Raw genomic sequence first — 13,950 nt, 5'->3', positions numbered from 1 at the left:
ACAACCGCCCTTTCCTGCCCGGGCGCGGCGCGCTTCCAAGCAGCGCAACCGGGCCGGAACTGTGGGGATGAAGGATCGGGCCTCTTGTAGGAATTCGGTACGTGGCTGACGATTCGTAGCAGAGCAGACGGTTGTCCGGACCCTGACGAGGTGGGGGCCATGTCGACGGGAACGAGCGGGGATTACTGGAAAGACAGAGCACTGCCCAGCGTTTTCAAGCATGACCTGCTGAAGCGCTATCTGGCTCAGTTCGGCGGCATGCTGAGCGGCCAGTCGCACGACAAGCGGGTGGTCTACCTGGACGGATACGCGGGCGAGGGCCGTTATGAGAACGGCGAGCCGGCCTCCGCAGAGCTCGCGCTCAGGGTCGCCTCCTACTTCCGCGCCCGACACGGGGTGACGGTGGAGGGCTTCTTCACCGAGGCGCAGGCCAGGTCGTTCCAGCGGCTGCAGGACGTCGTGGAGGGTTACCGCCGCCAAGGGGTCGTCGCGCATGCTCGCCGCGGTGAGGTCGACGGGGTGCTCGACAGCGTCGTCCGGCGGGCCGCGGGCAGGCCGCTGTTCCTCTTCCTGGACCCCTGCGGGCTAGTGCTGCCCCAGGACCGGCTCGTGGATGTACTGGCCAGGCAGCGGCCGGACAAGAAGCCGGCGACCGAGCTGCTGATGAACTTCAGCATGATGGCAGTGTGGCGGCTGGGCGGGCACGTCCGTTCACCGAAGGGCAACGAGACCTCGCTGCGGCGCTTCGACGAGGTCTGCGGGGGCGCCTGGTGGCGTGAGTACTTCGCCGAGGCGGCGGCCCCCAGCGCCCAGGCCGGCGCCGCGGAGGACGCCATCGAGGCGGTGGCAGCCGAGTACGCCCGCCGCCTGGCCCGCCGCACCGGCATGTTCGTACAGTCGGTGCCGGTCTCGCACGCCCCGCACAAGCGCGCCGTGTACCGGCTGGTGTTCGCCACCCGCAGCCAGTACGGGCTGTGGGTGTTCGGCGACACCGTGGCCCGGGCCCGCGCGGAATGGTGGAAGACCCTGGAACTGCAGGAAACCCGGGAGGACCCCGACGCTCTGTTCTCCGTTGCCTCCGTCCTGCGGCCCGACCCGGCCGTCGTGGAGAAGGGGGCCGGTGCGGCGCGGCGGGCGCGGCACGGATATCCGGGCCGCCGCGGAGTTGCGCACCCGCTGCCGGAGTGGCCCTCCGGCAGCGGCGCGGACACGTGGACCGGCAGGTTCCAGAAGTCGACGGTTCGGCTGTGCCCCTGTGTCCGCAGCGACTCGCACCACGTCTCGTACGGGCCGAGCTCGTCGTCGAGGTCGAGCACCTCTGCGTGGTCGTGGTCGTTCTCGCCGCAGCTCGTCACGATCAGCAGCGGATCGAAGGCCCCCGTCTCGTTGCGCACTTGAGCGAAGAACCGCACCAGTGCCCGTCCGTCGTTGGACTCGCTCACCCCCTTCAGGTACGCCACGCAGTAGGCCGTACGCCGACAGGCGCGACGCCGCCAGGGACGGCGCCGGTAGGCCACGCGCACAGCGTCCCGGTCGGTGGTCGAGGCGGGGTGACCAGCACGTCCAGCAGCAGCCCGAGCGTGTCGGTGAGCAGATGCCGCTTGCGTCCGTTGATCTTCTTCCCGGCGTCGAAACCCCGCGAGCCGTGGGGGACGGTGGCGTCTGCCTTCACCGACTGCGAGTCGATGATCGCCGCACTTGGTTCCGGATTACGGCCTTCGGCATCGCGGACGGTCTCGCGCAGCCGGTCGTGCAGCTCGGCCACGAGTCCCGCATCCCGCCAGCGGGCGAAGAAGGCGTACACCCGTGGCCAGGGCGGGAAGTCCGAGGGCATCGACCGCCACTTGATGCCGTTGTCGACGAGGTAACGGATCGCGTCGAGCATCTGTCGGTGGCAGTAGCCCTCCGGCCGTCCGCCCCGGCCGGCCAGCCATTGCGGAACCGGCAGCAGGTCCCGCACCACGGCCCACTCGTCATCGCTCATGTCCGAGTCGTACCGGGGCCGGCGCCCTGGCCGGTCGGCTGCGTTCCCGAACCTGTGGGCGAGGCAGTCACACCCAGGAGTGGACCAACTGGACCCGGCAACCGTTACCACGCGACACTTCGACAACAGGGCCTCTTGCTTCTCGCTGGACTCGACATCCGCGAGCTACCAAGAGGCCCTTCTTCCATGCATCCGCACCAGCCAGCTCACCCGAACCAGACCCCTGTTCGAACTTCACCGGCCACCTGAGCGGATAGAGAACAGCCAGTCAGAGCCGGGCCCGTTGTGGCAGGAACGGCACCAGGCCGAGCTTGCGTCTCGTCCGCGGAAGCGCGCTGTGGGTGCGGGTGCGAAGCACCGGTTGACCACGGGCCACACCGGAGTCCGCGACGCCTCACCGCCAACGGTGCACGAGGTCGTTACCCAAAGCCACCAGCGTGCGGTTGTCAGCCGGGGCCAGGAGCTGGTCCGGTGTGCACCGGACCAGGGTGTCGACGCGGATGTGCGCTGTCGATTTTCGGGTCTGTTCAGCAGCCGATCCGGTCGCCGTCCAGCGCAATGTCGTCCATCCGCACGTCGTACGAGGACGGGCGCGGGTTGCCCTGGTAGAGCTGCCAGCCCATCTTCACCGTGTCGAAGCGCGGGAAGACGAAGTCGGCGTCGGCGCCGCCGTGCTGGCGGGTGGAGACGGTGAGTTCCGGCTTGGCCTCGCCGTCGATCCAGACGGAGATCTCGTTGTCGGAGGCGTCCATCCGCCACTCCACACACTGCCACACGTTCGCGCGGGCCGGGGCCGACTCCCGCCAGGCCGTCCAGTCGCCGGTCGGGCCGCCGTCGGAGCCGACCCCCCACAGGTTCTTCCCGACCGTGGGCACGTACTGCCCGCCCAGAGGCCGTACGTAACCAGGTCCCTCGCCGGTGGCCTCCACCAGCGTCCAATGCGCCCAGTGGGGACTGGTCGGGAAGGCGTCGACCCGCAGCCGTACCCGGCCCCAGAAGCTGTTGCCGGCCGGTTTCAGGCCGCCCACCTTCAAGAACGCCCGGCCGTTGTCCTGCGTCCGGATCCGCAGATGCTTGCTGTGGTGGGTGGCGTCCCGCTCGACGGTCAGCGTGCCGTTCGCGGCCTCGGTGGTCCAACCGCGGCCACGGGCCTCGCCCGGCGGCAGGGCGGCGAAATCCTCACAGAACATCAGGTGGCGGGCGGCGCAGGTACGCGCTTCGCCCTTCCCGGTACGGCCGTCCGGTCCAGGGCCCGAGCCCCAGGACGCGGGAGCCGTCGCGGTCGTCGCCGACAGCAGCGCCGCGAGGATGGCGAGCAGGGGAGTCTTCCTCATACCTACGGCCTCCAGTCCCGGTACCACCCGGCGCAGCACCACGCAGACGCCCGCAACACATACTGACGTCTCCACCCCCGAAAACCCAGAGATGCACCCGTTCCAGTCCCTTGATACTCATTCAGGCTTGTTCCAGTCGGCCGGAGCGGGGCTGGGTGGCACCCGCCGCCCACCAAGGATGAGCAAAGGGAGCCTGCTCCATTGGCACCTTCAGCTTGCTGACCAGCCAACTCCTCACCTGCCGACCAACTACCCCGAGCCGTGGCCGCCAAGGAGGGTCGACGTACCGCAGCGGTCTGGTACTGGGCGGCTCGGCCAGGTGGACCAGTCGGCGGATCAGGCCCCGCCAACGCTTCGGGCGCAGGGTGCGGGTCGTGTACTCCGCAGATCCGACCGACGAGTACAGCAGGAACCTGCGGGACGACGCTGTCGCGTCCTTCTCCGCCGCGGACTGGGACGTCGAGGAGCAGGCCTGCACGCCCTCGCCTTCGTCCGACGTGACCGCCTCGGGCCGGCGCGTCCCGCGGAGCGTCGGCGAGCAGGCCTGTCACTACGAAGGGCTCGTCTTCTTCGCCGGCCGGTCCGAGGACGTCGAGACGATCCTGAATGCGGCCAACGACACCTGCGGTTCCAGCCCGCCCGTTTTCCTCAGCGGGGACGACGTGGCCCGCCTCGGCGCCGACCCGTCCCGGCGCGGGAACTATCCGCGGTTTTCTTACGAGTTCTTGGGCTTCGCCCTCGGCTCCTCCTGCAAGGGTCCCAGTGACCTCTACGGCACCATGAAGAAGCTCTTTCCCGAAGAGTGCGAGCAGGTCGAGAACACCTCCCTCGACGGGCATGCGGCGCTCGCGTTCGACGCGGTAAACCTCTACCTCAGTCGGAGATGAGCTGCGAGCTGTCGGGCCGGGTGAGTTTCCAGCCGCCGAAGCGGTAGATCTCATGGCCGGCCGCAGGCGGCGGTCCTCGGCGACCATCTCCGAGTACAGCCTCGGCGGGGCGGTGCAGGTGGTGCGACGTCGTGCATGTGCCCGCCGCCGGCGGGGCCGTGGCGGGCATCGCGTGTCGCAGAAGCCGGGCATCCGGACGGCCCGGGAGCATCAGCCGGTCGACGGCCGCGCGATCGCTTCCGCGTCGGCGTCCCCGCACAGCGGCGGGGTACCCGCACGCGGGCCCCGTCGCTGTGCGCTCCCCCGTCGACGCCGTAGCGCTCGCTGCAGCCGATCACCAGCACGTCCTCCGGGCCGGCGCACAGCGCAGCCGCTCCCATCGCATCACCCACCTCATGCCCGACAGCGAAAATGCAGCAATCACCTCCGGAAGGACAACAGCTACTGAGGCGGCAGGTCGCCGCTGAGAAGCGCGGCGCCCAGCGGGGTCAAGGTGTGGATGACCTGAGTGCCGACGCGCTGGCTGTATGCGAGCTCCGCGTCTCTGAGGACAGCGACGTGCTCACTCACCGATGGGGCGGAGATGTCCAGGCGCCGGGCGAGTTCTCCGGTGGTTGCGGTGGTGTCCAGGGCGGCCAGCACGCGGGCGCGAGTCCGGCCGATCAGGGCGGCCAGGGCCTCGGGGCGGCGGTCGCGCGTGACCGCCGGTGCCCAGGCCGGGGGATGGCTGACGGGGTAGGCCAGGACCTGCGGCAGGGCAGGGTCGGCCAGGGCGATCGGCATACGCCAGCAGAAGTGCGAGGGGATGAGTCGCAGGCCGCGGCCGTCGAGGTTCAGGTCCCGGTCCTCCGGGTAGCGCACGTGCAGCACGGGAGGACGCCAGACCATCAGGGGGCGGAAGGAGTCCAGCAGTCCGTGCACACCGCGGTCGCGCAGAATGCGCGTCCGCAGGACCCGGTCGGCCTCGGTGGTGCCGGCCGTCTCGGCCCAGTCCGGCATGATGATCGTGCGGTGCACCAGCCGGAACGCTGTCGCGACCTCCTCTGTCCTGGTCCGGTCACCCTGGGCCAGGTCGTGTGCCCAGCGTGGCAGCGGGTGGGTGTCGCTCAGCCGGTGCAGTTCCCGGCGCAGTTGTGGCCGGGGGGTGGCGTGCAATTCGTCGAGCGCCGCCTCCAGACCGTCGGCCGAGGCGTCGGGTGTCAGGAAGTCGGGCCAGTAACCCGCCGAGGCCGGGGCGAGGGCCGAGAGCATCCGGACCGGGCCCGTCAGGCGCTCCTCGACCAGCTTGGCGCGGGCGGTGCGCCGCCAGTGGGCGAAGACGGGCAGGCCGCGCTGCGGGGCGGTCAGCTGGTGCAGGCCAGAAGGGTCTCCCAGACCGGATCCGGCTCGCGGGCCAAGTGGACGCGGGCCAGGTCCCCGTCCGTGAAGTGAATGCGCAGCATCGTGTTCCCCGTGTGGTCGCTTGTTGTCGGGAGGCCTGGACGTGAGCGTGGCGAGGGCCTCTGGCGCCGACGGCGCGCGGCCGGGCACCGTGCCGGCCACCCGCCTCCGTCACTCCGGCGGGGCGCCGTCCTAGGCCCGGCGGTCCGGGTTCCTGCCGGTGGCCGGTCCTGTGCACGCAGGCGAGGGGCGGCGACCGGGATGAAGAAGAAGAGGGCGAGGAGGGTGGGGGCCGCAACGGAGCCGGGCTGGGCGTGCGTTGTCCACGCCGGACAGCGGGCAAGTTTTCATCGCGTCTCCCCCCGGCTGCCACCGCCCTGCCGGTGCCGGTCATCAGTCCGGACGGCGGAGTGCCCACTCAGGGTCGCACGGAAAGTGTGCGTCTGTCAGGGATGCGGGTGATGAGGCATGGGCGCGATCGAGGCAGTGACCGCTATGGCCGCAGGTGGAAGACAACTGCGACTTTCCTGGTGCTGGGTGAGGTACTGCACTTCGGCAGGGCCGCCACGCGGTTGCATATGCACCAGCCGGCGCCGAGCCGCCCGATATGCGATCGGAAGAAGCGTCTGAGCGTCCTGCTGTTCTCACGGGACAGCCGTACGGTGACTTCACCGAGGCGGGCCGTTTCCTGACGGAGGAGGCGCGGGCCGCGGTGGACGCGATGGGACCGACCGTGCGCCCACTCCGGTCAGTGGGCCCGGCCTTCATGGACGGGCTGCTGCTTGCGGTCGCCGGGGGGAGGGGATGTGGTTCCTTCCCGCTGCGGCCAGGGAGCTCTTCCCCGCCCGCCCGGGAGTGCACTACCTCGAGGTGGTGGATCTGTCCGCGCCGGTATCGGCCCACGGCTGGGCGGTCCAGCACCGCGACCGCCCAGGTGTGGGGCCGTTCGGGAGGCTGCGGCCGGCGCCATGGTCGACGCCGGCTGCTGAAGGCGTCCGTCCCGTCTCCCGTGAGTTGGGGGTGCGTGGAGTCCGTCGAGGAACGCGGGAGTCACCCCGGCCCAGCCGCACCGGGACCGCAGGCCGAAGTAGTCACTCCCCCGGTCACGCCACCGGCGCCCGCACGGGTGCGTGCCGTGCGGGGCACCGACACGGCACCGGCGCGTGGGATTCCTGGCCGAGGAGCCGCTGTGGTTCGCCCGATGCGGCACGTTCCCGGTCGCGCCGCGCTTCTGGGCGTCCGTATCACCATCACGTCGGCCGGGAGGGCACCCGCGGGCCCGCCGCACCGGTCCGTGACGGGGGAACGTTGTTCTCGGACGACCCGGTGCCATGCCGAACGTCAGGTCGAGTCTGCGCGCTTGGCGTTGAGGCTGCTTCCACCGGCCCGGCCGTGCCCATGCCGGTCACCTGAACGGACTATTTCCCTCCACTAGTTCTTGACCTGGTGTTTTCGGCCTCACACGAATTCCCTTTCCTCATCCCGACCATGAAGACAGGATCGAAGGGTGCTTCCCGTCAGGCCGAAAGCACCGTCAGAGGAAACCAGCACGGGAAGGTCATGTGCGTATGAGAGGCAGAACCGCCCCGGCAGAAGGCATATGGCGCCGTGCAACCGGCCGCGTGCATCGCGGCGGGAGCACGGAGAACGGGGCTGCCCGTACAACGCATGGCCCTCGCAGCGGCCGTCCCTGGTGTGCACGCGGCCGTGCGGAGGCCACGGCAGGCGCAGTGGCTGCCATTTTGCTGCTGTCCGCCGCGTGCACGGGCACGGACCGACAGGAGAACCACGGTGCCGGTGCCCATCGCACCACGGGCGGTGTGACCCAGGAAAGCGGCCACGCGCCCAGAGAAGAGACCACGCCGGAGGGGTTACGGACGCTGCACGACGCGGAGCAGCTACTGATCCAGGCGTGCATGGAGCGTCATGGCTTCAGGACGTGGCCCACCCCCTACGAGAATCCCGTGGCCGACGACACCGAATTCCCCTACGCGGTCACCGATCCCGAGTGGGCGGGCCGGCACGGATACGGAAGCGACATCCAACGGCGCGTCGGTGAGCTGATGCGGTCGGACCCCAATCGGCGCTACTTCGGCAGCCTCTCACCTGAGCGCCGGACAGCGGCGGTCACCGCCCTCAGCGGGCCGCGGCCCGTCGGGCTCCTCGCGAAGCTGCCGGGAGGCAGCGTGGTGCGCAGGAGCAGCGCGGGGTGTGTGTCCGAGGCCGAACGCGATCTCTACGGCGACCTGCGCACCTGGTACACGGTCAAAAAGATCACGGACAACCTGCACGGCCTCCGCGTGAAGCGGGTCATGGCGGACGAGGAGTACGAGCGGTCCGTGAAGGACTGGTCGGCCTGCATGCGGAAGAAGGGCTACCCCTACGCCACTCCCGGCGAGGCCCGTGCCTCAGCGTTGGAGGCGGTGGTCGGCGGAGAAGGAAGGGGTGACGAGATCCGCACCGCCGTCGCCGAGGCCCGGTGCGCCGCCGACTCCGGCCTGACCGGCACGGCACGGCGACTGGACGAGCGGTACGAGCGGTCCATCAGCCGCCAGTACCGCAAGGAGATCTCCACGCGCCGAGCGTTGGAGGCGGCGGCCCTTCCCCGCGCCACCAACGCCCTCTCCGAACACTGAACCGTCGGCGCGCCGACCCGTCGGTGCCCGGCCCGGCCAACAACGGATCATCACCTCAAGGAGATTCACCATGAGAAAACTGCGCACCGCCCTGCTCGCCACGGCGACCGTGAGCCTGCTGTTCTCGGGAGCATCGGCCACTGTGGCAGCCCCGGAGACCGACCGCACCTCCCCGAAGGCGGCCGTCTCCGCCTGGGCGGATGCCTCCGCGGAGAAGGCCAGCTCACGACCTGCCGACGGCCGGGTCTGGGTGTGGGAGCATGCGGGCTTCTCGGGCAACGGATGCGGCATGACCTACAACCAGCAGGACTACCGCAACCTGGGCAGCTGCAGCAACATGGACAACATCGTCTCGTCGGTGTGGAACAGCGGCTACGTGGGGACCTTCGACGACGTACGGCTGCACGAGGGCTACGCCTACAGCGGAGTGCGCATGTGCATCAGCGTGGGCGACGAGTGGGGGAACCTCGACCTGGGCTACGAGAAGTTCAACGACGGTACGAAGGCCAACGACCGGATCAGCTCCCACATCTGGGCCAGCAGCTGCCCGTAGTCCGGTGATCCGGCACGGGCCAGGCCGGTCGTTCAGCAGACGGCCGAGACAGGGCAAGCAGGTGGTGCGCCCCGGTGCCCGTGCGTGAAACGGTCAGCTCGCCGCCTGCGCGCAGGAGCCGCGAAGTCCCGTGGCGGTCTTCGGCCATGCGTACGAGCCGGGCCCGGCCTTCCGCTCCGTCGGAGGACCGGGGCCCGTGCCGTGTGCCGACCCCGGTCGGCCGGACTTCCCCGAAGTCCCCTCCCCTGCTGATCCGGGAGCAGCAGAGTCGGGGGGTCGACGCAGCCGCGGTACGGGAGGGCAAGGGGTCATGGGATGCAGGACGGGGCCATGACTCCGGAGGAAGCGAGGCGGACCGGGCCAGCGGTTCCCGCGCAGCCGGTCGAGGACGACGCCGCAGCGGGCAGACTCGGAGCAGACCGAAAAGGGGCACACGACGACCGCGCAGCCGATCCACCCGCACGGGCCGGAGCGGGTGCCGCGCAACGCCAGGGCGTCGCTGCCGCCTTGGACGGTGGGCGCCGCATGGAGTCCTACCGCGAGCTGCTGGCCGTCGCGCCCGAGAAGGCGGACGTTCGGCGGCTGAGCGGCGGCCGGAGTCGGGGCTGTGGGTACCCGACGTCCGTCACCGTTCACCCCTCCCGGAGAGGGCCATGAGGGACAGGGCCGAGAGTCGTATGGTCAACCACTGGTGCGCTGCAAGGCGTGCGGTACGTCGGCCGTGAAGCGCAAGCTCTGCGAGCGCCGCGGCCCCGTGCTGGAACTGCCGGACGAGGCAGGACTGGTCGAGGGCGAAGGCGCGGCGGTAGGGCGGGACTTCGAAGGACGGGGCGCGCGCTGGGAGCCCACCCGTGAGCCGTGAGTCTGCACCGAGCGCGGGCGGCGGCTACTTCCCGGTCGGCCTCTTTCTCGCGGCGGTCAGTACCGCCGCGGTGGCCGCCGGATGCCGGTGGGGGAACGCGTGCGCACCGCGCACCAGGACGGCCCGGCCCTGCCGGGCCCGCCCTGCCAGGTGCCGACTCCAGGCGGGTGGACAGAGGGCGTCGTGCTCCCCGGACATGACGACGACCGGGCAGGCCACCGAGGGCAGGACGTCTTCGGGTGCGTCCGTCTGCGCCGACCGGATGCAGCTGAGGAGCCGTCGGGGACCCGCCCGCACGTAGGAGGGCAGCAGCGTCGGCACGACGCCGGGGGACTCATGGACCGCCGTGCGGGCGAACGCGCCGACCAGCGGTCCCATCCGACGCAGGTGGCGCGGGAAGGTGGGCGCCAGCAGGACCAGGGCCCGGACGCGCTCCGGTACCCGGAGCGCCGCGCGCAGCGCCACCTGCGCTCCCGTCGAGTGGCCGGCGAGGACTACCGGAGCCGGCGGAACCACGGCCAGCCACCGCGCCACGACCTCCGCCAGCGGCTCCAGCGCCGCGCCGCAGCACAGGCCCGCGGGATCGTCGAAACCCGGGACGTCCAGCACACGCACCGGACCCGATCGCGCGCACGTCCGCACCGTGCGCAGGAGGTATCCCGGCGCCCCCAGACCCGGCACCAGGGCCACGGCACCGTCCCGGTCGTCCAGGCACGGCGTTCCCAGGCTGCGCACCGACACCGCACCGAGGCGGTCACGGCAGACGTGCGGAGTCGGTCCCCAGTGCTGCGGCATGGCCGGCGGGTACCCGCTTCGGCCCGTTCATGGACCGGCCCCCCCGCGAACGGTGACGCCGGTCAGCGCCACGGCCCGGTGGCGACGTCCGGTGGGTGGCCGGCTTCGTCGGCGGCGACGCCCGGTGACCGGCCCGGATTCATCGGCGGTACTGGGTACCCGGGTCGCTGCGCAGCCGAGTACGAGGTGCCCGGCTCGGACACATCCCAGGAGGTAAGGCATGCGACGTCGAAACCGCGTGGTGGTGGTGACCGGAGCGTCCAGCGGGATCGGACGGGCCACGGCCAGGGCGTTCGCCCGCGAGGGCTGCGCCGTGGTGATGGCCGCGCGACGCGAGGAGGCGCTGGAGGCGGCGGCCAAGGAGTGCGGCGGGCGCCGCCCGGCGCGGACACTGGTCGTGCCGACCGACATGACGGACGCCGCGGCCGTGGACGAACTGGCACGCCGTGCGGTGGACGAGTTCGGCCGGATCGACGTCTGGGTCAACAACGCGGCCGTCAACGCCTTCGGCCGCTTCGAGGACGTACCGCTGGAGGACTTCCGCAAGGTCCTGGACGTCAACGTGATGGGCTACGTGCACGGCGCCCGGGCCGCGTTGCGCGTGATGAGGGAACAGGGCACGGGCACGCTGATCAACATCTCGTCCATCGTGGGCGCCGTGCCCCAGCCGTACAGCCACCCTTACAGCATGTCCAAGCACGCCGTCCGCGGGCTGGGATCAAGCCTCCGGCAGCAGCTCCGGGTCGAAGGGGTCAAGGGCATCCACGTCTGCACGGTGCTGCCCGCGACCATCGACACGCCGCACTTCCAGCAGGCGGCCAACTACACCGGGCGCAAGGTAGTGGCCATGCCGCCCGTCTACAGCCCCGAACGGGTGGCCAGGGCGGTGGTGGCTCTCGTCCGTCACCCGCGCCGCGAAGTGGTGGTCGGCCCCGCGGGCCGGGCCCTGGTGCGCCAGTCCCGGCTGGCACCGGCGGTCGCGGAACGGGCCATGGCACGACAGACGGACAAGTCCCACCTCTCCCGCGACGAGGAGGCACCCGCCACGCACGGCGCCCTGCACGTACCGGCGCCCGGCACGGGAGCGGTGCACGGCGGCTGGGGCGGGCGACGGCGCACCGCGATGCGCAGAACGGCCGTCGCCGCCGCGCTGGCGGGAGCGGCGGTCACCGCGGGCCGCCGGATGACCCGCGGTGCGCGGGCCGGATGATCCGCGGCGCGCGGCGTACCAGCGCCGCGGCGGCCGGGCCGGCGACGTCGCTGGGGTAGTGGGCGCCGGACTGCACCCGCTCCACGGCGACCATGGCGGCCGGCAGGGCGCATACGGCCCGCCGGCCAGGCGGATGCGACGGCCGCGGCGCCCTGTGCACCCGGAAGGCGACTGCACCTCGGGCACCGGCGCCATGTGCCACGGTGTGCGTGACGTTCTCGGGCCCGGTGCCGTCACCGCAGCGGCTGGAGCGCGGATCACTCCTTTTGTTCGGATGTCCCTCGAGCCTGGCCGGCTACCTCCTGACCGGATGCGCGAGCCTGGTCCGTGACACTTCCTGCCTGTTCACGTGCTTGCTGTTGTGTGGCACGAGTGGCGTCCGCGGCGGTGTCCTTGACCTGCTGCGCCGCTTCTTGCGCGACCTCGGTCGCGTCCTGCTTGAGCTGCTGCGCGGAGCCGATCGCTGCCTGCTTGACCGGTTCGATCACCTCGCCGGCATGGTCGGACAGCTGTGAGGCCGCCTGCTCCTCCGCCTGGGACGTGGGCAGAAGGGATGCCGCAAGCAGGCCCGCTCCGAACGCGATCAGGCCTGCTGCCAGGGGATTGCCCTGGGTCTGACGCATGGCTTGGTCGGGCATGCGCTGTACGGCGTCTCCTGCCTGTGCCACGGTCTGCCGTGCTGATTGCGCTGCCTGGCCGGTGCCCTGCTGCATCGACTCGGCGGCCTGGCGTGTGCGGTCGGTGGCCTGGCCGGCTACCGCCGAGGTGCTGCCCATGACCCGTTCACGCAATCCGCCCACCGCTCCTCGGACGCGGTCGGTGCGGCGTCGGACCGCGCGCGCAGGGCTGGTGCGGTCGGCCAGCCGGTCGACGTCCTCGGACAGCTTTTCGCGTGTCGCCTCGATGTCGGCCCTTACTTCGTCGGGTGACGTGCCCATTGAGCGTCCTCCTTCAGCGTCTCCACGGTCTGTTCCGGCTTGGGTGACACAGTCCGCATCCGGGAGCGGCCCATGGTGTACAGCAGCGCCCCGACGGCCGCCCACACCGCGGTGACGATCAGCGCCGCCCACGCCGCGTCCATGACGTTGGCCAGGGCGAAGACCGCCGTCAGGGACAGGAAGACGGCCACCATGCAGCCGGCGAAGCCGGCACCTCCGTACATGCCGGCGGCCTTGCCGACCTTCGTGGCCTCCTGGCGTACTTCGGCCTTGGCCAGTTCGATCTCCTGGCGGAACAGCGTCTGCACGTCTGAGGTGACGGTGGACAGCAGCTGGCCCACGGACTGATCCTGCTCCCGCTCCTCCGGTGGCTGCTGGTGCATCGAAGCCATCTCACACCCCCGGATGCGGCGGCAGCTGCGGGCGAGGAGCCACCTCGCCGAGGGACTGCGAGGCGGCCTCGTCCGCCTCGTCGCTCTGGTGCGTCTGCGCGTGGGTGCCGGACGACGGCTGCGCTCCCTTCTTGCCGGCCTTGGCGATCCTGCCCACGACGAGCCCGGCCAGGGCCGCCCCGCCCAGGAAGGCGCCGGGCCGGCGGCGGGCGAACGCCTGCACGTCCGTGAGCGCTCCGCCCACCCCGTTCTTGTCCAGGTAGTCGGCCGCGCGGTGCCCCCCGTCGGACGCCTGCGCGACCACACCGCGCACGGGTGAATCACCGGGAGCGTTCTGTGCCAGCCCCGCCAGGTCATCGGCCCACTGCCGCAATGTCCCGGACAGCCGCTGCACCTGGCTGTCGGCCTCCTCACGCATGCGATCTTGCAGATCCCGCAGCGCCGTACCGGCCTGCTGACGGGCCTCCCCGGCCACGGCGCCGGCCTGTTCCACTGCCGTGGCGGACACCTGTCCGACTGCCTCCTTGGCCTGCTCCGCCGTCGCTGACGATTGTTCTTTCGCTGTCTGCCCGGTCTGCTGAATGCGCCCCGCATCGCTCATGGGTCCTCCTCGATGAGTCCACCGTCGATCGCTGTGGTCCGGCGAGTGCCGCGTCATTCCTCATGGACGAAAAACCATGGACGGACAGCACCGTCGGCGCACCGGGTAACCGCAGCTCGGCGAGGGAAACGGAAGGAACGATTCCGGTCTCTGTCCGCCGGTACCGCCTGCGTCACCGGCGCTGCGACTGCCGTCGGCAGGCCTCTGGGCAATCTCGTCCTGAACGCCTCCAGGGGCCCGCTTACGGCGCGCAGGACGCGGCGCTCGCCGCGGACGCCGTCGCGGCGGCGATAGCCGACCCCGACGACCACAAGAGGACCATCCCCGCGGGTGCGGAGAACAGCTGGAGACGTCGAGCAGGATGGAGCGCAGCCGCGG

14 protein-coding genes are annotated in these 13,950 nt (G+C 71.0%); 7 read left to right on the top strand and 7 right to left on the bottom strand.

Translation table 11 applies throughout. The annotated features are described in order from the left end of the window. The first annotated feature begins 159 nt into the window (after positions 1-159). Positions 160-1,398, top strand: a complete 1,239-nt coding sequence (gene tcmP, locus AB0M97_RS25440) for a three-Cys-motif partner protein TcmP (RefSeq protein ID WP_365963293.1) — start codon at positions 160-162, stop codon at positions 1,396-1,398. Positions 1,399-1,447: 49 nt separating this feature from the next. Here the strand turns inward: tcmP and AB0M97_RS25435 are convergent, their stop codons facing one another. Both AB0M97_RS25435 and AB0M97_RS25430 read right to left on the bottom strand, forming a co-directional pair. Beyond that, positions 1,448-1,984, bottom strand: a complete 537-nt coding sequence (locus AB0M97_RS25435; RefSeq protein ID WP_365963292.1) for a transposase — start codon at positions 1,982-1,984, stop codon at positions 1,448-1,450. A 527-nt stretch (positions 1,985-2,511) separates the two neighbouring features. Next, positions 2,512-3,318, bottom strand: a complete 807-nt coding sequence (locus AB0M97_RS25430) for a hypothetical protein (protein ID WP_365963291.1) — start codon at positions 3,316-3,318, stop codon at positions 2,512-2,514. A 374-nt stretch (positions 3,319-3,692) separates the two neighbouring features. On the opposite strand from AB0M97_RS25430, the gene AB0M97_RS25425 reads away from it, so the two are divergent. Continuing rightward, a complete protein-coding gene (locus tag AB0M97_RS25425) occupies positions 3,693-4,205 on the top strand; it encodes a hypothetical protein (RefSeq protein WP_365963290.1) in 513 nt (170 codons plus the stop codon). 441 nt (positions 4,206-4,646) lie between these two features. Here AB0M97_RS25425 and AB0M97_RS25420 read toward each other — a convergent pair whose 3' ends face one another. Beyond that, the gene (locus AB0M97_RS25420) at positions 4,647-5,456 is read right to left on the bottom strand and encodes a winged helix-turn-helix domain-containing protein (RefSeq protein WP_365963289.1); all 810 of its coding nucleotides are present in this window, start codon (positions 5,454-5,456) and stop codon (positions 4,647-4,649) included. Positions 5,457-6,037: 581 nt separating this feature from the next. Here AB0M97_RS25420 and AB0M97_RS25415 point away from each other — a divergent pair. From AB0M97_RS25415 to AB0M97_RS25400, 4 genes are all read left to right on the top strand, one after another. Further along, on the top strand, positions 6,038-6,277 hold the full coding sequence (locus AB0M97_RS25415) for a LysR family transcriptional regulator (protein WP_365963305.1): 240 nt from the start codon (positions 6,038-6,040) through the stop codon (positions 6,275-6,277). A gap of 1,128 nt (positions 6,278-7,405) precedes the next feature. Next, on the top strand, positions 7,406-8,221 hold the full coding sequence (locus AB0M97_RS25410) for a hypothetical protein (protein ID WP_365963288.1): 816 nt from the start codon (positions 7,406-7,408) through the stop codon (positions 8,219-8,221). Between the two features lie 70 nt (positions 8,222-8,291). Next, entirely contained in the window at positions 8,292-8,774 is a 483-nt protein-coding gene (locus tag AB0M97_RS25405) for a hypothetical protein (protein WP_365963287.1), read from the top strand. A 721-nt stretch (positions 8,775-9,495) separates the two neighbouring features. Continuing rightward, on the top strand, positions 9,496-9,636 hold the full coding sequence (locus AB0M97_RS25400) for a hypothetical protein (RefSeq protein ID WP_365963286.1): 141 nt from the start codon (positions 9,496-9,498) through the stop codon (positions 9,634-9,636). 24 nt (positions 9,637-9,660) lie between these two features. Here the strand turns inward: AB0M97_RS25400 and AB0M97_RS25395 are convergent, their stop codons facing one another. Next, positions 9,661-10,431: an alpha/beta fold hydrolase gene (locus tag AB0M97_RS25395; RefSeq protein WP_365963285.1), complete on the bottom strand. Its 771-nt coding sequence runs from the start codon at positions 10,429-10,431 to the stop codon at positions 9,661-9,663. Between the two features lie 220 nt (positions 10,432-10,651). On the opposite strand from AB0M97_RS25395, the gene AB0M97_RS25390 reads away from it, so the two are divergent. Then, complete coding sequence (locus AB0M97_RS25390) at positions 10,652-11,641, top strand: SDR family oxidoreductase (protein ID WP_365963284.1); 990 nt, start codon at positions 10,652-10,654, stop codon at positions 11,639-11,641. A gap of 257 nt (positions 11,642-11,898) precedes the next feature. Here the strand turns inward: AB0M97_RS25390 and AB0M97_RS25385 are convergent, their stop codons facing one another. The 3 genes from AB0M97_RS25385 to AB0M97_RS25375 are packed head-to-tail and all read right to left on the bottom strand — an operon-like array spanning position 11,899 to position 13,479. Continuing rightward, positions 11,899-12,579: a DUF3618 domain-containing protein gene (locus AB0M97_RS25385; RefSeq protein WP_365963282.1), complete on the bottom strand. Its 681-nt coding sequence runs from the start codon at positions 12,577-12,579 to the stop codon at positions 11,899-11,901. Next, complete coding sequence (locus AB0M97_RS25380) at positions 12,555-12,962, bottom strand: phage holin family protein (RefSeq protein WP_365963281.1); 408 nt, start codon at positions 12,960-12,962, stop codon at positions 12,555-12,557. Before AB0M97_RS25380 ends, AB0M97_RS25385 begins: the two co-directional genes overlap by 25 nt. A gap of 10 nt (positions 12,963-12,972) precedes the next feature. After that, positions 12,973-13,479 carry a hypothetical protein gene (locus AB0M97_RS25375; RefSeq protein WP_365963280.1) on the bottom strand — a complete coding sequence of 169 codons (507 nt, stop codon included), beginning with the start codon at positions 13,477-13,479 and terminating at the stop codon, positions 12,973-12,975. Positions 13,480-13,950: the final 471 nt, after the last annotated feature.

Origin of the sequence: Streptomyces sp. NPDC051207, assembly GCF_040682395.1 — a bacterium.
GTDB lineage: Bacteria > Actinomycetota > Actinomycetes > Streptomycetales > Streptomycetaceae > Streptomyces.
The sequence above is the reverse complement of the archived record's forward strand: the minus strand, read 5'-3'. Positions and strand labels throughout refer to the sequence as shown.